At 51.8% G+C, this 19,835-nt stretch carries 17 protein-coding genes and 1 pseudogene; 10 read left to right on the top strand and 8 right to left on the bottom strand.

What is annotated here, in order from left to right; translation table 11 throughout:
* Window positions 1-58: 58 nt before the first annotated feature.
* Window positions 59-1,027, bottom strand: coding sequence for a biotin-dependent carboxyltransferase family protein (locus GA565_RS16695; RefSeq protein WP_152199477.1), 969 nt, complete (start codon window positions 1,025-1,027; stop codon window positions 59-61).
* On the bottom strand, window positions 1,024-1,740 hold the full coding sequence (pxpB, locus tag GA565_RS16690) for a 5-oxoprolinase subunit PxpB (protein ID WP_226950985.1): 717 nt from the start codon (window positions 1,738-1,740) through the stop codon (window positions 1,024-1,026). Before pxpB ends, GA565_RS16695 begins: the two co-directional genes overlap by 4 nt.
* Window positions 1,741-1,938: 198 nt before the next feature.
* Here pxpB and GA565_RS16685 point away from each other — a divergent pair, with 198 nt between their 5' ends.
* Window positions 1,939-2,709 carry a LamB/YcsF family protein gene (locus GA565_RS16685; protein ID WP_152199473.1) on the top strand — a complete coding sequence of 257 codons (771 nt, stop codon included), beginning with the start codon at window positions 1,939-1,941 and terminating at the stop codon, window positions 2,707-2,709.
* Window positions 2,710-2,714: 5 nt separating this feature from the next.
* Here GA565_RS16685 and GA565_RS16680 read toward each other — a convergent pair whose 3' ends face one another.
* Window positions 2,715-3,677: a hydroxyacid dehydrogenase gene (locus GA565_RS16680; protein ID WP_152199471.1), complete on the bottom strand. Its 963-nt coding sequence runs from the start codon at window positions 3,675-3,677 to the stop codon at window positions 2,715-2,717.
* Window positions 3,678-3,851: 174 nt separating this feature from the next.
* Between GA565_RS16680 and GA565_RS16675 the strand changes: the two genes are divergently transcribed.
* From GA565_RS16675 to GA565_RS16650, 6 genes are all read left to right on the top strand, one after another.
* On the top strand, window positions 3,852-4,505 hold the full coding sequence (locus GA565_RS16675; protein WP_152199470.1) for a DUF1989 domain-containing protein: 654 nt from the start codon (window positions 3,852-3,854) through the stop codon (window positions 4,503-4,505).
* Window positions 4,505-5,320 (top strand): amino acid ABC transporter ATP-binding protein, encoded by an 816-nt coding sequence (locus tag GA565_RS16670; RefSeq protein ID WP_304621437.1) that lies wholly within the window; start codon window positions 4,505-4,507, stop codon window positions 5,318-5,320. Before GA565_RS16675 ends, GA565_RS16670 begins: the two co-directional genes overlap by 1 nt.
* Window positions 5,317-5,973 carry an amino acid ABC transporter permease gene (locus tag GA565_RS16665; RefSeq protein WP_152199467.1) on the top strand — a complete coding sequence of 219 codons (657 nt, stop codon included), beginning with the start codon at window positions 5,317-5,319 and terminating at the stop codon, window positions 5,971-5,973. The genes GA565_RS16670 and GA565_RS16665 overlap by 4 nt, the downstream gene beginning before the upstream one ends.
* A gap of 17 nt (window positions 5,974-5,990) precedes the next feature.
* Window positions 5,991-6,941 carry an agmatinase gene (speB, locus tag GA565_RS16660; RefSeq protein WP_152199465.1) on the top strand — a complete coding sequence of 317 codons (951 nt, stop codon included), beginning with the start codon at window positions 5,991-5,993 and terminating at the stop codon, window positions 6,939-6,941.
* A gap of 139 nt (window positions 6,942-7,080) precedes the next feature.
* Window positions 7,081-7,884, top strand: a complete 804-nt coding sequence (locus GA565_RS16655) for a transporter substrate-binding domain-containing protein (protein ID WP_152199464.1) — start codon at window positions 7,081-7,083, stop codon at window positions 7,882-7,884.
* A gap of 145 nt (window positions 7,885-8,029) precedes the next feature.
* The gene (locus tag GA565_RS16650; RefSeq protein ID WP_152199462.1) at window positions 8,030-8,701 is read left to right on the top strand and encodes a GntR family transcriptional regulator; all 672 of its coding nucleotides are present in this window, start codon (window positions 8,030-8,032) and stop codon (window positions 8,699-8,701) included.
* Between the two features lie 13 nt (window positions 8,702-8,714).
* On the opposite strand, the gene GA565_RS16645 is transcribed toward GA565_RS16650, so the two are convergent.
* The 4 genes from GA565_RS16645 to GA565_RS16630 all read right to left on the bottom strand — a co-directional run bounded on the left by GA565_RS16645 (window position 8,715) and on the right by GA565_RS16630 (window position 13,931).
* Window positions 8,715-9,674 carry a D-2-hydroxyacid dehydrogenase family protein gene (locus GA565_RS16645; protein WP_152199461.1) on the bottom strand — a complete coding sequence of 320 codons (960 nt, stop codon included), beginning with the start codon at window positions 9,672-9,674 and terminating at the stop codon, window positions 8,715-8,717.
* A 251-nt stretch (window positions 9,675-9,925) separates the two neighbouring features.
* Window positions 9,926-10,996 carry an ABC transporter ATP-binding protein gene (locus tag GA565_RS16640; RefSeq protein WP_152199460.1) on the bottom strand — a complete coding sequence of 357 codons (1,071 nt, stop codon included), beginning with the start codon at window positions 10,994-10,996 and terminating at the stop codon, window positions 9,926-9,928.
* Window positions 10,989-12,758: an iron ABC transporter permease gene (locus GA565_RS16635; protein ID WP_152199458.1), complete on the bottom strand. Its 1,770-nt coding sequence runs from the start codon at window positions 12,756-12,758 to the stop codon at window positions 10,989-10,991. Before GA565_RS16635 ends, GA565_RS16640 begins: the two co-directional genes overlap by 8 nt.
* 84 nt (window positions 12,759-12,842) lie before the next feature.
* On the bottom strand, window positions 12,843-13,931 hold the full coding sequence (locus GA565_RS16630; protein ID WP_152199456.1) for an ABC transporter substrate-binding protein: 1,089 nt from the start codon (window positions 13,929-13,931) through the stop codon (window positions 12,843-12,845).
* A 472-nt stretch (window positions 13,932-14,403) separates the two neighbouring features.
* Here GA565_RS16630 and GA565_RS24825 point away from each other — a divergent pair.
* Window positions 14,404-14,595, top strand: a pseudogene (locus tag GA565_RS24825) (response regulator transcription factor); the annotation flags it as partial.
* 147 nt (window positions 14,596-14,742) lie between these two features.
* On the opposite strand, the gene GA565_RS16620 reads toward GA565_RS24825, so the two are convergent.
* Window positions 14,743-15,453: a PAS and helix-turn-helix domain-containing protein gene (locus tag GA565_RS16620; protein ID WP_152199453.1), complete on the bottom strand. Its 711-nt coding sequence runs from the start codon at window positions 15,451-15,453 to the stop codon at window positions 14,743-14,745.
* Between the two features lie 916 nt (window positions 15,454-16,369).
* On the opposite strand from GA565_RS16620, the gene GA565_RS16615 reads away from it, so the two are divergent.
* Together GA565_RS16615 and GA565_RS16610 are read left to right on the top strand one after the other, a co-directional pair.
* A complete protein-coding gene (locus tag GA565_RS16615; RefSeq protein ID WP_370518105.1) occupies window positions 16,370-17,452 on the top strand; it encodes an ABC transporter substrate-binding protein in 1,083 nt (360 codons plus the stop codon).
* A 205-nt stretch (window positions 17,453-17,657) separates the two neighbouring features.
* Complete coding sequence (locus GA565_RS16610) at window positions 17,658-19,790, top strand: TonB-dependent siderophore receptor (RefSeq protein ID WP_152199450.1); 2,133 nt, start codon at window positions 17,658-17,660, stop codon at window positions 19,788-19,790.
* Window positions 19,791-19,835 lie beyond the last annotated feature (45 nt).

Genomic DNA, 19,835 nt, shown 5'->3' with positions numbered 1-19,835 from the left:
CGACGTTTCACTGCGTAATTCCTAAAGCCTGCTGTAACGATAAAATCAAGAAGCAGCATCAGGCTGGCTGAGCAGCCTCACGCAGCGTGTTCAACCAGGCATCAAGCAGTGCCTGGCGACCGGCCCACAGTGATTCGGCTTTCTCCACGCTGACCGTTTCAAACCGCAGCCTGTCGCCAGGTTTAGCCTGCCCAAGTCGAGCGAGATCCGCACGGATCACAGTGGCAATTTTCGGGTAACCGCCAGTGGTTTGTCGGTCATTCATGGCAACGATCGGTTGCCCATTGCCGGGGATCTGAATACTGCCACGGGCGATAGCATCGGAAATGATATTAAAACCTTTACTGTGGGCAAGCGGGTCGCCGGTCAGTCGATATCCCATCCGATCGCTTTGTTCACTAACACGATACTCATTACTCAGAAATTGACCTAGGGCCTGCGCGTCAAAGTGGTCGTCTTGCGGACCGGCTATCACGCGGATCGGACGCCGTTCGCGCTGTGGCATGGGGCGCTGTTGGGGTTTACTGCACCGGTCTGGCGTAAATGAAGAGGGTAAGTTTAACGCCAGCCAGTCGCCTTTTTGCAACTGACGACCGTTGAAACCGCCCAGTCCCGCACGCATCAGAGTAGAGACGCTGCCCATCACCGGTTGAACATTAAACCCGCCCGCCACGGCCAAATAGCCTCTGGCACCGCTCAGTGCCCGTGTTATCCGCAACGTGCTGCCGGGCAGTAACACTAGGCGGTGATAGGGCGAAACGGCGACGTCGTCAACCGTCAGTGCCATATCCCCCGTGACGGCAAAAGTGCACGGGCAGGAGCCGATTAGCCGCAGCGTTGCACCCGTTAATGTAAACTCCAATGCACCAATGTTAGTGTCATTGCCAACCAACGCATTGGCAATGGCAAAGCTCATCTCGTCCATTGCGCCCGAAGGCGGGACGCCGCAGGCTTCAAAGCCAAAGCGACCCAAATCCTGCAGGCTGGTAAATAAACCGGGGGATAACACCTCAAAACCGTTGCTCATTGCCACGTCCACTCGGGTAAATAGTCAGTTTTTGCCTGTAAATGTGCGTATTCCTCAACGCCAATGGCGGTGAAGCAAATGCGGTCACCGGCGCTGAACAGAAAAGGATTGGCACGCTCGGGGGCAAAGCTGCGCACCGGCGTGCGGCCAATCAAGTGCCAGCCGCTGGGGGCTTCAACGGACCCCACGGCGGTTTGCATGCCCCCAATACTGATGCTTCCGGCCGGAACTTTTAGGCGCGGTGATTCGCGGCGCGAGGTGTGCAGCAGGGGATCGAGGCCGCCGAGGTAGGCAAAGCCGGGCATGAAGCCAATCATGTAAACGCGATAAGAACCCGCCACGTGACGTTCCACCACTTCTTGCGGACTTAGCCGGTGCGTTTGCGCCAGCCATTCGAGGTCCACGCCCTGTGCGCCGCCGTAGTTAACCGGAATAGTCCAGATTTTTACCGGGTCTGCTTCGCCATCGGGCTGCGACAGCAAAACGGTGAGGGTTGTAATCAGCGCAGACTGTAGCGTTTTAGTGGGATCGTATCCCACGGTGAGTGCCCGATAGGTAGGAACCAGCGACGTGACGCCCGCCACTGCGCCTTGACGAACGCGCGATGCCAACGCAGTCACGCGGGCATTAATCACCTCATCAATCACATCACCAAAGTCTACGGTGACCGCCTGATCGGCAATCGGCAGAATTCGCCACGGGATTTCGTTCACTTTGCCTTCCTCCTGTTTAGGGCTTTTTAAAACACTTTTAGTGTGGAATACTTTTGGCATACCAATGGTGTGCTGTCAATACATCCACAATGTGGCCGCGCTCTTGCATGATTTCATCTGCCAAATTTCAGCCAAGACATTGCATCGAACTCAACACGCAAGAACAGTGCCAACACGTTTATCAGCCGGAGAAAGAAAATGTTAATTGACCTCAACAGTGATATGGGCGAAAGCTTTGGTGCCTGGAAAATGGGCGAAGACACTGAGATGCTCAGCATTGTCACGTCTGCGAATATCGCCTGCGGCTTTCATGCGGGCGATCCTGACGTGATGTTCAACACCCTCCGAGAAGCAAAGGCCCACGGCGTTGGTGCAGGCGCGCACCCAAGTTTTCTCGATATTCAAGGATTTGGCCGTCGGCAGATTTTAGGTGAATCCCCCGCTCAGATTGAGCGGCAAATTATTTATCAGATTGGTGCCCTGAAAGCCTTGGCCGAAAGTATGGGGTATCCGCTACAGCATGTGAAAACGCACGGTGCAATGGGCAATATGGCGGCGGAGGACCCGGAGCTTGCCATGGCAGTGGCGCGGGCGATTCATGCCGTCGACAGGGAGCTGATTATGGTGGTGATGCCGGGTATGGAAACCGAAATGGCCGCCGAGAGAATGGGGCTAAAAGTCGTGCGCGAGATCTATGCCGATCGCGCGTACACCGAGAGCGGGGCGCTGGTTTCACGCAAGCTTGCAGGGGCGGTCATCCACGATGCATACCAAGCGGCGGAAAGGGTGATGACGATGCTCGAGAATCGGGCAATTATTACTCTTGATGGCAAAAAGTTACCGACGCGCATTGACAGTATTTGTGTGCACGGCGATACCCCCGGCGCGGTAGAGATGGCGCGCCAGCTGCGGTCGTTGCTTGAAAGTAACGGCCTGACGCTGGCGCCGATGGCGAAGGTTATTGCCTGAGGCGGCTAGCGCCGCCGCCTTTCCCAAATCTGCGGATTAAGCAGCGACGGCGGTGCGCGGTCATTGATGACGTCGAGTACACCCGCGACCGCGGCGCTTGCCATGCGCATCAAAGCCTGTTCCGTTGACGCTGCGGCGTGCGGGGTGAGCACCACGTTAGGCAACTGGGTGAGTGGGCTTGATGCAGACAGCGGCTCAACCGCAAAAACGTCAAGACCGGCACCGGCAATTTCGCCAGTTTGCAGGGCTGCAATCAGCGCCTCTTCATCGATTAGCGCGCCGCGACTGGTATTAATTAGATAAGCCGAGGACTTCATCATGGCAAGCTGCATCGGGCCAATCATCTTCTGCGTCTCGGGCAGTGAAGGCGCATGCAAAGACACAATGTCACTGGTGGCGAGCAGCGTTTCGAGGCTGGCGGCTTTTTCCAGCCCCAGCGCGGTCAGCTCTTGGGCACGGCTTCGCGTTAATACCTGGACCCTCATTCCCAGACTAAGCGCCAGTTTAGCGGTCAGTTGACCAATTGCGCCAAATCCGACAACCCCTAACGTCGCGCCGAAAAGCTCACGCAGTCCGCCTTCAAAGCGGAAAGAAAACGCGCCTTTGCGCACCGCGCTATCCGACTCCGGCAGGCGTTTGGTCAGCGCGAACATCAGTCCTATCGCATGTTCCGCCACCGAGCGGTTATTGGTTCCTGGGGTGTTAAACACTGCAATGCCTAAATCAGTGGCGGCCGCGAGATCGATGCCGTCGATGCCGACGCCGTGAACGCCAATTGCTCGCAGGTTAGGCAATTGCACCATCCTGGTGCGCGAAAATTGTCCACTGCGGTATATCGCCGCGACCACATTTTCCACCGGTGCGTTGCTACAGGCCGCCTCACCTACCCAGGGCTCAACGCCGTATTCCCTTAGTGTTTGTAAGCCGCTGGCGTGTATCGGCTGGGGGATAAGACAAAATTTTTTCATTTTTTTCGCTCTTTTTTCAGGAATGTTTTTCATTCTATTTATGAGGGTTTTTAAATCATTTCGCCTAATAAGTGTGCTTGGCATTTTAATTGCATTTCTTGTGTATACCAAAGGAATTCCAACTTTGAATGCCAGAAAGTAACAGCACTGTTTTTTTATAGCGAGAGGAATTGTATGACCGCCATAAACGACTCATCTCTGTCCAATTTTGTATTGGATGCAACACGCGGTACTGCCATAGCGTTACGCAAGGGCCAAGTGTTAAGCATTACCAATCTCCAGGGAAACCAAGTTGTTGATGCTTGGGCTGTGATGCAGTCTGACCCTTTTGAATATTCTTCCATGGAACACACACGCTCAGTTAACAGCAATCTTTTCTTCCAGCTGCAGATGCCGGTGGTCAGTATTTACCGCCGTGCGATGTTCACGCTGGTCGGTGACACCACGCCGGGCCGTCATGACACATTGCTCTGTCCGTGCAATGCCGCTATCTATCGCGAGCTGGGTTGTGCGCAATATCACCGCAGCTGTACCGACAATTTTCACGAAGCGCTACAAGAGCAGGGCATTACGCTGCCCTTTACGCCCGCCTCGCTGAATCTGTTTATGAACGTGCCCATCACCGAAGCCGGTGAACTGGACCGCGTTCCGCCGCGCTCGGTGGCCGGTGACGTATTGCAACTGCGTGCAGATGCGGATATCTACGTGGTGCTTTCCGCCTGTCCACAGGACATCACCCCGATCAACGGCGCACAGCGCCAGCCTGCCGACATTGGACTTAGCATCTCTAACGACAATGCGAAAAGCGTGCCGGAGGAGGCCAAATGATGGAAACACATTCCCCGCTGCTGACCATTAAAGAGTTGAACAAAAGCTACGGTGACCTGCACGTGCTGAAAAACGTCGCGCTGGACGTGCATAAAGGTGAAGTGGTGTCGATTATCGGCGCCAGTGGTTCAGGTAAAAGTACCTTTCTACGCTGCCTTAACGTGATGGAAATGCCGCAAAGCGGTTTTATGAATTTCGATGAGTTCTCCTTTGATTTTCGTGAGGGTGCTCGCGACCAGCCTACTGTTGAGCAGCTGCGCCTGCTACGTGCGCGCATTGGCATGGTATTTCAAAGCTACAACCTGTGGCCGCACATGACCGTGCTGGAAAACGTGATTGAAGCGCCGCTGCGGGTTAAAAAAATGTCGCGCAAGTTGGCGATTGAGCTGGCCGAAAGCCTGCTTAGCCGCGTTGGGTTGTATGAAAAACGCCATCAGTATCCGGCCAAGCTTTCTGGTGGCCAGCAGCAGCGCGTCGCCATAGCCCGCGCACTGGCGATGAAACCGCAGCTGATGCTGTTTGATGAAGTGACGTCGGCACTGGACCCCGAGCTGGTGGGAGAAGTGTTGTCGCTGATGGCCTCATTGGCCGACGAGGGGATGACCATGCTGCTAGTGACGCACGAAATTGCCTTTGCCCGTGACGTCTCGTCTCGCGTGGTGTTCTTCGATCAGGGCGTGATGGCCGAAGACGGGCCGCCAAAACAGGTGCTGCACAATCCCGAGAGTCCTCGCCTGCGCCAGTTTCTTAGTCGCATTTTGCATGAAGATATTTTACACAATGAGAGTAAAGGCCTGCAGGGGAGCCAGCCATGAATCAACTCTGGAGTGACATTAACACCTACGGCATGGGTTTTCTGGAAGCGTCCTGGACCGTTCTGTTAATAACGATTTGTACCATTGTGCTCAGTTGGGTCTTTGGCTTCATGGCGGTCAGCGCTAAAACCTCACCGGTGAAGCTTTTTCGCGGTATCGGCCGTTTCTACATCTGGTTTATTCGCGGTACACCGGCGCTGATTCAGGTGTTTGTGGTCTATTTCGGTTTTCCACAGATTGGCATTCACCTGTCGCCTTTTGTGGCGGGCGTGTTGGCGCTGGCGATGAACAGCGGCGCATACGTGGCCGAAATAATCCGTTCAGGCCTGAAAGCCATTCCGCGCAGCCAGATGGAGTCCGCTTCGGCACTGGGCATGAGCAAAGGTGAAATTATGCGCCGCATCGTGTTGCCGCAGGTGTTTCGCATCGTGCTGCCGCCACTGACTAACGAAGCCATTTCAACGCTGAAAAATACTTCGCTGCTGTCGACCATTACCGTTGTCGATATCACCCTATACGCGCAAACCATCATTTCTGCCACTTTCCGCCCGTTTCAGTTTTACATTGCGGCGGCGCTGATTTATCTGCTGCTGACCACGCTGCTTACCGAGCTTTCTGACTGGCTTGAACGTCGTCAGGCACGCTTTAGCTGATTACTACGAGGTTTTTTATGAGCGTTTTACCAACAGATTCACTGGAAACTCCACGCTTTTGCGGCGTGCCAACCTTTATGCGCCTGCCAATGGCCACGGATCTTAGCCAGCTGGATGCGGCAATTATCGGGCTGCCTTCCGACTCGGGTGCGCCGTTTCGAACCGGCGCACGCTTTGGGCCGAATGCGGTGCGCGCGATGTCAATTATGCTGCGCCCGATAAATCCTTATCGTAACGATATCAACGTATTTGATGTGCTGCGCTGTGCCGACGCAGGGGATGCTGCCGTCGTGCCGGGCTATGAGGAGGAGTGCCTGGCGCGTATCGAGCAGGCGGTTTATGCCTTATCAAGTGCAGGGGTGGTCCCCTGCGGTATCGGCGGTGATCACTCCATTACCCTAGCGGAGCTGCGCGCGGTGGCTAAGGTACACGGCCCGCTGGCGCTGGTGCAGTTCGACTCGCACAGCGACACGTGGGACAAATATTTTGCCGACAAACGCTACAGCGCCGGAACGCCGTTTCGCCGCGCAGTAGAAGAGCAGCTGGTTGACCCGTCGTGTTCTATTCAGGTCGGGCTGCGCGGTTCACTGTTTCGCACCTCCGACATTACCCAGTCAATCGATCTTGGTTATGAGGTGTTTACCACCGATCAGATGTTTGAGCTGGGGCTAAAAGAGATGGCGCAGCGCATCGCCGAGCGCACTGCAGGTCGTCCGACCTTTATTACCTTTGATATGGACTTTATCGATCCGGCGTTTGCGCCGGGTGTGCAAACCCCAGAGGCCGGTGGCCCCAGCGCGCGTGAAGCGCTGCTGCTGCTGCGCGCATTGAAAGGCATCAACATGGTGGGTTGTGATGTAACCGAAATCAGCCCGATGTACGACGGACCGGGGCAAATTACCTCTTTGCTCGGTGCGACGGTAATGGCCGAACTGCTGGCGTTACTGGCCAGTGAACGTGCGGTATAAACGCGTAGTCAATATAAGCGAAGAGCCAAGCAAGGTTTTACCGCTTTAAACGCAGTTTTCGACAAGGTTTTAACAGTGTTTTTAACACTATTTTCAACACAGGCGATCTTCTTTCCATCTATAAATTGAGAGTGACATCATGAAAATTAAGCATTTTCTTAGCATTGCCACCGTTCTCGCTGCGATGGCTACACCTTGGTTTGCAACGGCTGCCGACGGCGCCGGAAAATTGGAACTGCTCACCCCGGGCAAGCTGAGCGTGGCGACCGAAGGGACCGATCCTCCGTTCAGCATGCGCGGCCCTAATGGTCAGCTCGACGGTCTGGAGATCCGCGTCATGAAAGAGGTGGCGCGTCGCCTGCATCTCGAATACACGCCGGTGATTACCAAATGGGACTCGATTCTGGTTGGGCTGCAGGCCAACCAGTTTGATATGAGCAGTGCTGCAATGGACATCACGCCTGCGCGTCAGAAGGCGATTGTCTTTTCAGATGGCTGGATTGAGTCAGGCGGCCGCATCATTATTCCTTTGAAATCAGATATAAAATCGGCCAAAGACCTGCAGGGTAAGCGCATTGGTGCACAGGTTTCTTCAACCTATGCCCAGTTGGCGGTAGACCACGGCGCGACGCTTAAAAACTATATCGACGTGACAGCCGCCGTACAGGACCTGGCCAACGGTAACATTGACGGTGTTATCAACGACTCTATCGGTAACGCCTATCTGATTAAGGATATGCATTTGCCGCTGACGCAAACGCCTGACTACGTTAGCGTTATTCAGAAAGGTTTTGCCTTCAAAAAGGGCAAACCGAATTTGGTTGCGGCGGTAAACAAGGCGCTGGCGGATATGAAGGCGGATGGCACCTATGCTAAACTCGTGACCCCGATTGTGGGCTTCGATCCGGCACCTAAAGATCCGGTACGCACGCTTGCTCAGTAAACTGTGTCATCAGCCATGGCGGGACATAGTCTGACTTTTCTCTCTGAAAGTGTTTATTTTTCAGAAACTCGTCGGGCGTGAGTTAAAGCATGGCAGGCATCCGTGCCTGCCTTTTTTATCAGTCTTGTTAATGTGAAATGACACCATGGATTCCATCAAAAGAGCCTCTGATTTGATTGGTGAGCGCGAGCAGAATCTCAGCACTAAAGCCTACGAAGTGCTGCTGAATATGCTGATTAATCGGGAGTTACCGGTCAATACCGTGCTGCAGGAGCGGCGGCTGGCGGAGCTGCTCAATATTTCACGTACGCCGGTGCGCGATGCGCTTAACCGGTTGGAAAACGAAGGGTTTATCATTCGCACCGGCGGTCGTACACCGGTGGTCAAAGAGTTTTCAATTCGTGAGCTGGTAGAAACGCTGCACGTAAGGCGCACGCTGGAGTCGGAAGCGGCCAGTCTGGCGGCCGGAAGGGTCCCTACGGCCGAACTGGATGCCATCGAAGCTGGAATTCGCAAGCTGCTGGCTGAGACTACTCCAAGCCCGCAGGAGGATTGGGAAGTTGACAGCCGCCTGCACAGTGCGTTGGCCCACTACAGCGGCAACATGCTGCTGATGCAGTACATTGAAAGCCTGCGTCTTAAAACGCGGATGTTCAACCTGCGTCAGGTTCCTGAGCGCTTTGTCAGCGGTCACCATGAACATTTGGAAATTATCGCCGCCCTGCGCAGCGGTGATGCCGACGGAGCACGCGCTGCGGCGGCAAAACATATTGATAACGTTCGCGAAAGTATCGTTCGACGTTTAAGCCAGCTGTAACCGCGTGTGAGCGTTATTGCAGCCGACGTACCGGCGCGCCGGCGATAAACGCCTGAATGTCTTCGATGGCTTCATTAAAGTAAATGCGATAGTTATCGTCTGTTACATAGCCCAGATGCGGCGTGGCGAGCACGTTGGGCAAGTGACGGTAGGGATGATTGTCGGGGAGTGGCTCAATATCAAAAACGTCCAGACCCGCACCGGCAATTTTTTGCGCGGTCAGCGCGTCAAGCAGGGCTGCCTGGTCGACCAGTGCCGAGCGCGAAGTGTTAATCAGAAACGCGCCGGGCCGCATGCAGGCCAGATCTTCTGCGCCAATAATGCCGCGACTACGATCGCTTAATACCAGATGCAACGAAACAAAGTCGCTGTGTTTCAGCAACGCCTGCTTCGACTCTGCCAAGGTTACCTTCAACTGGGCTGCGCGTTCAGCAGTAAGATTTTGACTCCAGGCAATGACTTTCATGCCAAAAGCCTGACCTATCAACGCCATTTTTTCGCCAATTTTACCTAATCCAATTAACCCTAACGTTTTACCACGCAGGCCAACGCCTAGCGTACTCTGCCACGGGCCGCGGTTACGTATTGAGCGGTTTTCAACGGTGAGATGACGCGCCAAACCAAGGATAAGCGACCAGGCTAACTCAACCGGTGCATCCGAGCCGCTGCCGGTGCCGCAAACGGTGACACCCTGCGCTGTCGCTGCCGCCAAATCAACCGAGGCGTTGCGCATTCCCGAGGTGATAAGCAGCTTGAGTTTCGGCAGTCGCGACAGTAACTGAGGAGTAATCGGCGTGCGTTCGCGCATGATTATCACAATATCGGCCTCAACCAAGGCCTCAACCAAACGCTCCTGATTCTGAATCGGATTATGCAACGCTACCGTTTCAACCTCTGGTGCCAGCACCGACCAGTTGGCCTGAGACAAAGCGACATTTTGATAATCATCGAGAATTACGCAGCGTAAAGTCATGATATTTTCCCTGAGGTTGAGACGGAAGTTCAATAAGTTAACACCAATAAATGTTATAGCAGTGTCCGCGCGAGGGGGAAAGTCGCCCGGCATTTGGAAATTGTCACATTGTATGACAATATGTGCTGGCAGAGGTTTGCATAACGCTATTTTTTACCTAATGTCTAACCGTACTGTTGGAATTACCCGCAGTTGCACGCCTGTCCCCCCTCATTCAGGCCCTTTTGAGCGGGCCTGAATGAGAGTGAGTATTAAGCTTTAGGGAAGATCCACACGTCCTTGGCCGGAAGCGTAAGGCGGCACAGCGCGGCGTCGCGCACGTCTGTTCCGTAGGCGCGAATGACAAAATCATCGGCCTGAGTGCGGAATAAATACTCCCAGCGGTCGCCGAGATACATGCTGGTCAGCAACGCAAGCTGCAGCTGATTATCCTCCGGGCCATCGGCCAACCGCACCCGCTCGACGCGAATAACTGCCGTACCCTCAGCCCCGGCCTGAACGCCTTCCCCTGCCTTACCCCACAGCACCCAGTCTTTGCCTTCGATTCGGGCCTGTCCGTCGCGCACTTCGGTGACTTTACCGTGCAGGCGGTTATTACTGCCCATAAACTCGGCGGTGAACAGGCTAGTCGGGGATCCGTACATCGACTGCGGCGTGCCTTCCTGCTCGATTTTGCCGTTGTTGAGCAGCAGAATTCGGTCAGAAATTGCCATCGCCTCGTTCTGGTCGTGGGTCACCATCAGTGCCGACAGACCCAGCTTGATGATTAGCTCGCGCAGGAACACGCGCGCTTCTTCACGCAGTTTGGCGTCAAGGTTCGACAGCGGTTCATCGAGCAAAATAACCGGCGGGTTGTAAACCAGTGCGCGGCCAATCGCCACGCGCTGTTGCTGACCGCCAGACAGCTGATGGGGATGACGTTTGCCTAAATGCCCCAAACCGAGCTGGTCGAGCACGCTTTGCACGCGTTGATTGGTCTCGCTTGAGGGGGTTTTTCGCAATTTCAGCGGATAGGCCACGTTTTCAAACACGGTTTTGTGCGGCCACAGCGCGTAAGACTGAAACACCAGACCCAGATTGCGCTCCTCTGCCGGAATTTCACTGCGCGCGGTACCGGCATATACCGTATTCTGACCGATGATAATTTTCCCCTGCGTGGGCTTTTCCAGTCCTGCTACTGCGCGCAGCAGCGTCGTTTTGCCACTGCCCGAAGGGCCGAGCAGCGAAACCACTTCACCCCGCCTCAGCTCCATCGATACCCCTTTAAGCACCGGATTGTCGCCGTACGTTAAATGCAGGTTTTCTACCTTCATTTCAATCATGTAATTTAACTCCAAAACGTAAGGCAATCCCCAGACCGAGCACTACCAGCAGAATATTGATAAACGAAAGTGCCGCGACGATATCAATCGCTCCCGCCGCCCACAGCGAAACCAGCATCGACCCGATAGTTTCCGTGCCCGGCGACAGGAGATAAACCCCGGTGGAATATTCGCGCTCGAAAATCAGGAACATCAGCAGCCAGGAGCCAATTAACCCATAGCGAGAGAGGGGAATAGTCACGTGGCGCGTAATCTGACCGCGCGTTGCACCGGTGCTGCGCGCCGCTTCCTCAAGCTCTGGCGCCACCTGCAGCAAAGTCGAAGAAATAAGCCGCAGGCCATAGGCCATCCACACCACGGTATACGCCAGCCAGACGCTAAAGATGGTGCTGCGCAGGGAACGGAGCCAGACAATAAAGTGCTCGCGCAGCCAGTCGGCCATCGGCAGCGCTGAAAACCAGCCGTCTTTGAGCGATTTGTCAAGCCACATAGGGACGAAAAGGAACACCCACAAAAACGCCAGACCGGCCAGCAGTCCCGGCACCGCGCGCGGAACCAGCACACTGTAGTCAAGAAAACGCGTGGAGCTGTCTGGCTTGCGGTGCATGGCGATACCAATAAACAGGTAACACACCACCGCCAGCGCGCCGCCGATCACCCCGATGGCCATCGAGTTGACGATCGCCCGCAGCAGGTTTGGTTGCTGCCAGATAGTGCGGAAGGTGTTTAGAGACAGCTCATCCCAGAGAGAAACGCCGACGCCCCAGTTAGAGATAAAGGCACGCAACACGACGCCAACCAGAGGTACACCGATGGTCACCGTTAACCAAAACACCACCACCGCACCGGCTACCCAGCGCCATTTGCCTAACGGCAGGGCGCGCGCCTGCGACGCTTTGCCTTTCATGGTCACAAAGCGGTTAGCCGTGCGCATCAATCGGCGCTGCAGCATCACCAGTGGAATAGTGATGCAAATAAGCACCACCGCCACCGCCGCCATCAGATGATACGAAGGCGTGCCGAGCTTGTTGGTTAGCTGATACAGGTAGGTGGCCAGCACCATGTTGCCTTCCGGGTCGCCCAATACCAGCATCAACCCAAACACTTCCAGCCCAAGGAAGAACAGCAGCACGCCCGCATAAAGAATGGAAGGGCGCACCATCGGCAGACTGACCGCGGTCATCACCTGAAGAGGAGAAGCACCGGCGGTTCTTGCTGCCTCTTCCACGTCAGAACCTACGCTGCGCAAGGCCGAAGAGATATAAAGGTAGGCATGCGGGACGTGGGTTAACCCGGCAATCACGACGATGCTGGACATCGAATAGATGTTCCACGGCACAAAGCCCAGCAGTGATTCGGCCCAAAGCGAGAAGAAGCCTACCGGTCCGGCGGCAACCACGTAACCAAAACCCAGCACCATTGGCGAGACGAAAATAGGTACCAGAATCAGCGGTTCGATAAAACGTCGTCCGGGGAGGTCGGTTCGGACCATTAAGAATGCCAGGATCCCACCCAGCGGTACGGCAATAATCACCAGTCCGAATGCCAGAATAAATCCGCTTTTCAGCGCCTTGTAAAAGTCAGGGTCGGTAAAAATAAAGGCAAACGACTCCAGACTGAACTCTTTGGAAGGCGAAAAAAAAGGGGCGGAAAGGAAACTCTGAATCACGATAAACGACAGCGGGACATAAATAGCCAGCGCCGTGATTACCACCACAATGCCACGCGGCAAGCTTTGCCACTTCCTGCTAAAACTGCTCATAACGAACCCTATATCCGCTAGAAAATCAGCCAGTTAAACCCTCCTCCCAGAACCGGAAGAAGGGGGGGGCGGGGAGCAAAAACCTTATTTCGCCGCAGCTTCACGCCACTGCTTGATGTAGTCCAGGCGTTTTTTCTGCTGCAGATATTCCAGTAGGCTTTCGTCTACCGGAATGGGCTTCAGCGCATTGCCCAGTATTTTAGTCAGGCCTTCGATGTCGTTTTTACCTTCGATATCGTTGCGAATAGAGGGGATATCTGCCTGATTCGCCAAAATGCTCTGGCCTTTTTCCGACAATACGTAGTCAAGCCACAGCTTGGCGGCGTTGGCGTTGGTCGTGTCTTTTGTGATAAAGCTTACTCGCGACAGCACTAGCGTATAGTCTTTCGGATATGAGATGCCCAGCGTAGGGTCCGTTTTGGCCCGCGCTTCGGCGTAGGAGCCGAGGATGTTGAAGCCGATGAGATTCTCACCGGATGAGACCCTTTCCATCATGGTGCCGGTGGATGACTGAACCGTCAGGCCGCCTTTGGCAATATCGGCCAGGCGTTTGAAGTACTCAGGATCGGCTTTGAAATCCTGAACCGATAGCATGAAGCCCAGGCCAGATTTTTCGATATCGTAGGTGGTGACTTTGCGTTTGAATTTATCGGTCTGGCTGGCAATCAGTTTTGCCAACGCGGCGTGAGAGTCCGGAACGTCGGCGGCGGGGATCAGACGTTTGTTATAGATAAAGACCACCGGTTCGTAGGTAGTGCCGTAGGCTTTTTCTTTCCACACCGCCCATTTTGGCAGTTGGCTTTGCTCTGGCGACGCGTATTCCTGGGCATAATCGGTGGCCAGTTTGAGTGCGGTGTCCATCGATGAACTCCACACCACGTCGCCGCTGGTGCCGCCCGCCGCCTGTTCGCTGATGTAGCGGTTATAAAGCTCGGTGCTGTTCATGTCGTTGTATTCAACTTTAACGCCTGGATAAGTCGCCTCAAAGCCTTGAATCAACGGACCCGCCGCCTTGGTGTCAGTGGTCGAATACACCACCACCTTGCCCTCTTTTTTGGCCGCCTCTACGGTTTTTTGATAATCAGCAGGATATTCTTTAGGAAACTCGGCAAAGGCCGGAGTGGAAACAACAACCGCCAAGGCAACCAGAGATACTTTGAATTTTTTTAACATGTATTTTAATCCTTGGTAACATAATGGAAACATTATGTAACTTATAGGGTATCGGATACGTGGCGCAATGACGTGACGGCGTTATCTTCTCGTTTTGTGAGGTTGGACGATTTTTCTTCGACAATCAGCGATTAAAAGTCCGAAGTAAGCTTCTCTGGTCTGGGCCGTTGAATCTTTCGCAGATCATCAGACCCTCGGAGTGATAGCAGGCAAAGAGTAATGGATACTCATTTCCCGACATAAAGGCTACGCTATTTATATGAGTAAAATTAAAATACATTATCAATAAGTGCTTCAATTTATTTTTTTAATAAGTGATGCCATGAAATCACATGAAAGTCATCTAGCCGAAATAATTAATATTATGCATGAGTTAAATAACAGCCTGAAGAGCCTGTCTTTTCTGATTTCTGAAGATACTGAAAGTGCTGTGTCGTGTAACGCCAGGCATTGTTTGTGTTTTAAAACTATCTCCCGTAGAGAGACGGAAGTAATATATTTAGTCAGCATAGGAAAAACTTATCCTGAAATCGCAATTGCTCTTGGTATTAAATTATCTACTGTGAAATTTCACATGAGGAATGTGGTGAGGAAACTGGAGGTGTCCAACGCTAAACAGGCCATCAGACGAATTGTTGAGTGGCAACTCATGGGATGTCCGTAGTTGTATTTTTTAACGTCTTTTTATTTTAAAATCCCTGAAAATAACTTTTCTGAGACGGTTTTTATCCTTCCCTTAATAAACTTAACGCTTCCGATTTCTTACAGACATTCAGAAGCGTGGGTAGGTTATCATGCCGTGATGACAGCATTATCCCATTATTTTTTCGTCAAAATCACCCTCGAAGCCTATTCTTTTATTTAACAATAATTTATGTGGGAGATAACGATGTAGATTACGACTTTCACAAAATTGACGGAAATCATCGAGATGATTGACTCCCGACCTTATATACATATTTGCCAGTCTATTTTCAATTGTTCTGGGAGAAAGATATAAGATATTGCCAATATCCTTGCTGCTCATACCCTGAAGTTTAAAGAAGATAATCTCACATTCTTTCTCTGTAAAAAAATCGTCTGGTTTAGTAAGAAGTAATGAGCCTGGCAACTTTCCTCTGATGAAATCATTAGGACTGAATACTTCTAAGTATCTGGCAGACACAGCCATGCCTATACATTCATTAGATTCATTATAGAAAGGCGTTTTTTTCGTAATATAAGGATAGTCAACAGAATCAGGATGCACTTCAAGTAATGTTAACTTTTCCTGAGTAGTTACAACATGCTTGACCTGATGTTGCCATAGCTTGGCAGCAACCTCATCTTCAAAGAGGGCCGCTTGAATCTCATTATCTAGCCGACCTATTATAGAATCAGGTGATTTTAAACCTGCCAGCTTTGCCATGGCCATGTTAGCGTAAATGTATCGGGTGCTTTTATCTCTAATCCAGAAGGGTGTCGGCAGCTGATTAAGCGTCTGCGTTAACATTTTAGGAAGTATTACAGAGTCGTTATTCATGGAAAGTATCCTCAATAACATAATGAACTATCATAGAGTAGCTTGTTATATCTTCGTTCAATAGAACGATGGACTGGCCAAACTCTTTGGCTAAGCATAAGTGCATCAGAATGGATATGATATTTAATGTCATTCCTGTGCGGAAAATACCTTAAAAGACCTTTTGATGGAATGTAAAATTTCATTCTGCAATTAAATAAAGTGTTAAATACTCATTGGTAATCGAATATATTCACCGAGAAGATAGAATATTAAAATAATATAGTTATTTTTAGTGAAAGCCCTTATCTAATAGAATGTCGTTTTGAAAGGTTAATTAATGAAAGTATTTAAAATCACGGATCAGCCACACATTTTATTCCTCTATTTGATAAATCAACCTTCCTTTGTATCTCTTACAATGGTTTATCTAAAAAGAGTGGGGTGATGCGACTTGCTGCAGCTGGCAAAATTTATAGCTTTAAAAGAAGTTGAACCAATGTTTCGTGATCATCAATCATCACATCATGTACCGCATCGAGTTCCTTATAATCCCAGCAAGGGTCGGCATGAATATGTTCTATATAACGTGTCAGTAAATCGCCAGGAGCCTGTAGTTCCCAACATCAAACGCCGTGCCATGCACCATGGACGAATAACCAGGCTGACTTGGGAAGAGGGGGTTGCGTCGTTGGCGGTGAGAATAGTTCCAGGTAAGGCTGTTTTTTAATCGCGTTTTTTTATCTTCATAAGTTGCACCCATGATTTGTGCTTTACTGACCCCGCAATCCCCGCTGCAAGCACGGCGGCATCTTGAAGGATAACCTGTAACTCATTATCATCTTTTCGCCCTGTTATTTATTTACTCAAGGAATGCTTCATGTTTGCTGGTTCAGTTGGTTATCTACGCGGATTCGTTGCCGCCAGCGTATTATTCATGTCGGCGTTCGCCCAGGCCGCCCCCATTGTTGTTACTGACATCGCTGGCCGCGAGGTTACGCTGGAGCATCCCGCCCAGCGGGTGATGCTGGCGGATTCGCGGGCCTTGCTGGCACTGAATATCATCCATCCTAAAAATCCATTGAAAGATATTGTTGCCTGGGACAACTGGCTGACCAAAAAATCAACTGACATCAAGCAAGCCTACGAAAAAAAATTCCCTGAAATTAATAAAATACCGACCTTCGATAACCCTTACACCACAGATTTTAGCGTTGAAAATGCAGTCACGGTGAAGCCGGATCTGATTATTTTCGATATCGGCTTACTGGGTAAATTGCAGGATAGCGGCACGCTGAGTTTGCTTGAGAAAGTGAAGATCCCCGTGTTGTTCATCGATTTTCGCCAAAAACCATTGGCCAATACCGTGCCGAGTATGATGCTGCTGGGTAAAGTGTTTGGCGAAGAGAAAAATGCGCAAAGCTTCATTGATTTTTATCAGCAGAGGCTAGAAACCATTCGCCAGCGCATCGCCACGCTAAAACCTGAGCAGCGTCCAAGCGTCTTTATCGAACGTCACGCCGGTTTGACGGGGGATGACTGCTGTTCAACGTTTGGCACCGGCAGCTTTGGTGAGTTTATCAACGTCGCCGGGGGCAATAATATCGGCAGCAAGCTGTTCAACGGCATGATGGGCGGGGACATTAACACCGAGCAGTTGATTGCCAGCAACCCTGATTTTTACCTTATGACGGGCGCGGATTGGAAACGAGGCGGCAAATCTTCACTGGCGGTGCCGCTGGGTTACACCACCGATGAGGCAACCGTGCAGAAAAGCCTGGCACACCTGACTCAGCGTAAAGAGTTAAGCGTACTCAGCGCGGTGAAAGAAAAGCGCGTATTGGCGCTTTACCATCAGTTCTACGACATGCCGTTCAATATTATCGCAGTGGAAGAAATTGCCAAATTCCTGCACCCGGACCTGTTTAAAGATATCGACCCACTGGCAGATATGAAGATGCTGCATCAGAAATTTACCTCAATCGACTACAGCGGAGTGTTCTGGGCAACCCCTCAGTAGTGCTACCCACAGACAAGGTGGAAGCTTTCCACCCTGTCTGACAGTAAACCGTCACTTGCCCCAAATGTTTCATTCCATTCATATTTGTCATTTTTTTGTGCCTTTTTGCTCACAATATCCTAACGTATATTTACAGTTGAAATAGTTATCATTATGATTCCGTTTCTCATAATAACGCCTGTTTACTTTCTCTAGGAAATTCTTAATGCCTCCGTTTTTTAAGGTATCTTTGCTGGCGGCCTCCGTTGCGCTAACTCTTCCTGTGCACGCTGATGACACCAAAACTCAAAATGATAAATCAGGCGATACCATTTCCGTCGTCGGGAACTGGTTGGACAATCCTGACACCAGCACAGTATTGCTCAATCATCCTGGTGCACGTTCCATCGTTACCCAAAAGCAAATTCACGAGCAGGGCGATCAGACTGTTGCGGATACGCTGCGCGGTGTACCCGGCGTTCAGGTCCGCGACAGCAACGGTACTGGCGGCAGTGACATTTCATTGAACGTTGGCGTTCGTGGTTTAACCTCGCGCTTGTCGCCACGTTCAACCATTCTTATGGACGGCGTTCCCTTAGCCGTTGCCCCTTACGGACAACCTCAGTTGTCGATGGCCCCTTTGGGCGTGGGTAACCTGCAATCGGTTGACGTCATTCGCGGCGGTGGGGCGGTACGTTACGGGCCACAAAACGTGGGGGGTGTGATCAACTTCGTCACCAAAGATATTCCAAAAGATTTTGCAGGGTCGGTCAGCGCGCAAACGCAGGGTGCCAGTCACGGTGGATTGAAAACGCTGAACAGTTTTTCACTGGGCGGCACGGCGGATAACGGCTTTGGTGCAGAGATCCTCTATTCTGGCTTGCACGGTCAGGGATATCGCGATAATAACGACAACACCGATATCGACGATTTTATGCTGAAAACGCGTTATGCGATTACCGACCATGACGAGCTGCTGGCCAATTTCCATTACTACGACGCCACGTCGGGAATGCCTGGCGGTTTGTCAGCTAAGCAGTATGCCCAAAACCCTTTCCAGTCGACGCGCCCGTGGGACCAGTTTGAAGGTCGCCGCAAAGATATGTCGTTTAAATACAAGCATCAGGAAGATGATAAACAGTTTGAGTTGTTGACTTATTTCACCGACAGCTTCCGCGGCAGCAGCATCGAATCGGTGGGGACGGGCAAAAATGCCGGACAGAATCGTTTAGCCGCCTATCCGCGCCACTACACGACCTATGCCATCGAACCTAGCTACTCGCAGCTGTTCCGCTTCTGGGATATGGCGCATGAAGTGACAGTGGGATACCGCTACCTGAATGAAACGATGGATGAAAAAGCCTTCCAGTCCGGCTGGTATGACCCATCAACCACTTTCTCGGTTCCAGACTCTGGCGAACGCTATTACCAACATACCTCGGGTGGCACGGCGGCCAATGCATTCTACATTGATGATGCAATAAACGTCGGTAACTGGACAATAACGCCAGGTATTCGCTACGAAAGTATCAAAACCCACGTTAACGACTCGTTTGCCAATATCAGCCGTGAGAAGCAGTATAGCCAGCCGCTGCCATCGCTTAACGTGATGTATCATTTGACCGATTCGTGGAATCTGTTTGCCAACGCCAACACCTCGTTTGGCAGTATGCAGTATTTCCAGTTGACCAAAGGCGGGAGTGGTAATCAGCCTGCGCCTGGCCTGACGCCGGAAAAAGCGCACACCTATGAAGTCGGTACGCGCTATGACGACACGATTATCAAAGCCGAGTTGACGGCGTTTTACATCAACTTCGACAATCAGCTCCAGTACATTGATAACACCGTTGGCTGGACTAATCTCGGTGCCACCAAGCATAAAGGTATCGAGACGGCGTTCAGCTATGACTTAAGCGGTCTGAGTCATAAATTAGACGGCGTGAGCGTCTATACCAGCTACACCTATACCAAAGCGGAAACCCAGGACGGGGCCTTTGCTGGCAAAGATTTGCCGTTCTATTCTCGTCAGGTGTTCACCGCAGGAACACGTTATGAAACCGGTAACTGGGTGTGGAATGTGGACAGCTATGCGCAGTCGAAACAGTCTTCACCGGGCACTGGAACGCAATATATTACTGATGAAAGCGCCGACGGCCAATACGGTAATATCATGGGTTACATGGTGTGGAACGCCCGTGGTGAATACCATTTTGGCAAGAAATTCTCGAATCTGACGGTTGGCGCAGGTATCAAAAACCTGTTTGACCAGCGTTACTTTACTCGCTCCAACGACAACAACTTCGGCAAGTACGTCGGTGAGCCAAGAACGTTTTATGTTCAAGGGTCTATCGACTTTTAAGCGAGGTCATAAAGCTTAAAAAGGCCCACACGGAGTCAATCCGGC

It is taken from the genome of Rouxiella sp. S1S-2, assembly GCF_009208105.1.
GTDB lineage: Bacteria > Pseudomonadota > Gammaproteobacteria > Enterobacterales > Enterobacteriaceae > Rouxiella.
This window is presented reverse-complemented; position numbering and strand designations above follow the sequence as displayed.

Bases quoted from the DNA above. Each gene is read 5' to 3' on its own strand.
- GA565_RS16695 (WP_152199477.1), bottom strand. From the start codon at position 1,027: ATGAGCAACGGTTTTGAGGTGTTATCCCCCGGTTTATTTACCAGCCTG.
- GA565_RS16685 (WP_152199473.1), top strand. From the start codon at position 1,939: ATGTTAATTGACCTCAACAGTGATATGGGCGAAAGCTTTGGTGCCTGG.
- GA565_RS16680 (WP_152199471.1), bottom strand. From the start codon at position 3,677: ATGAAAAAATTTTGTCTTATCCCCCAGCCGATACACGCCAGCGGCTTA.
- GA565_RS16675 (WP_152199470.1), top strand. From the start codon at position 3,852: ATGACCGCCATAAACGACTCATCTCTGTCCAATTTTGTATTGGATGCA.
- GA565_RS16670 (WP_304621437.1), top strand. From the start codon at position 4,505: ATGGAAACACATTCCCCGCTGCTGACCATTAAAGAGTTGAACAAAAGC.
- GA565_RS16665 (WP_152199467.1), top strand. From the start codon at position 5,317: ATGAATCAACTCTGGAGTGACATTAACACCTACGGCATGGGTTTTCTG.
- speB (WP_152199465.1), top strand. From the start codon at position 5,991: ATGAGCGTTTTACCAACAGATTCACTGGAAACTCCACGCTTTTGCGGC.
- GA565_RS16655 (WP_152199464.1), top strand. From the start codon at position 7,081: ATGAAAATTAAGCATTTTCTTAGCATTGCCACCGTTCTCGCTGCGATG.
- GA565_RS16650 (WP_152199462.1), top strand. From the start codon at position 8,030: ATGGATTCCATCAAAAGAGCCTCTGATTTGATTGGTGAGCGCGAGCAG.
- GA565_RS16645 (WP_152199461.1), bottom strand. From the start codon at position 9,674: ATGACTTTACGCTGCGTAATTCTCGATGATTATCAAAATGTCGCTTTG.
- GA565_RS16640 (WP_152199460.1), bottom strand. From the start codon at position 10,996: ATGATTGAAATGAAGGTAGAAAACCTGCATTTAACGTACGGCGACAAT.
- GA565_RS16635 (WP_152199458.1), bottom strand. From the start codon at position 12,758: ATGAGCAGTTTTAGCAGGAAGTGGCAAAGCTTGCCGCGTGGCATTGTG.
- GA565_RS16630 (WP_152199456.1), bottom strand. From the start codon at position 13,931: ATGTTAAAAAAATTCAAAGTATCTCTGGTTGCCTTGGCGGTTGTTGTT.
- GA565_RS16620 (WP_152199453.1), bottom strand. From the start codon at position 15,453: ATGAATAACGACTCTGTAATACTTCCTAAAATGTTAACGCAGACGCTT.
- GA565_RS16615 (WP_370518105.1), top strand. From the start codon at position 16,370: ATGTCGGCGTTCGCCCAGGCCGCCCCCATTGTTGTTACTGACATCGCT.
- GA565_RS16610 (WP_152199450.1), top strand. From the start codon at position 17,658: ATGCCTCCGTTTTTTAAGGTATCTTTGCTGGCGGCCTCCGTTGCGCTA.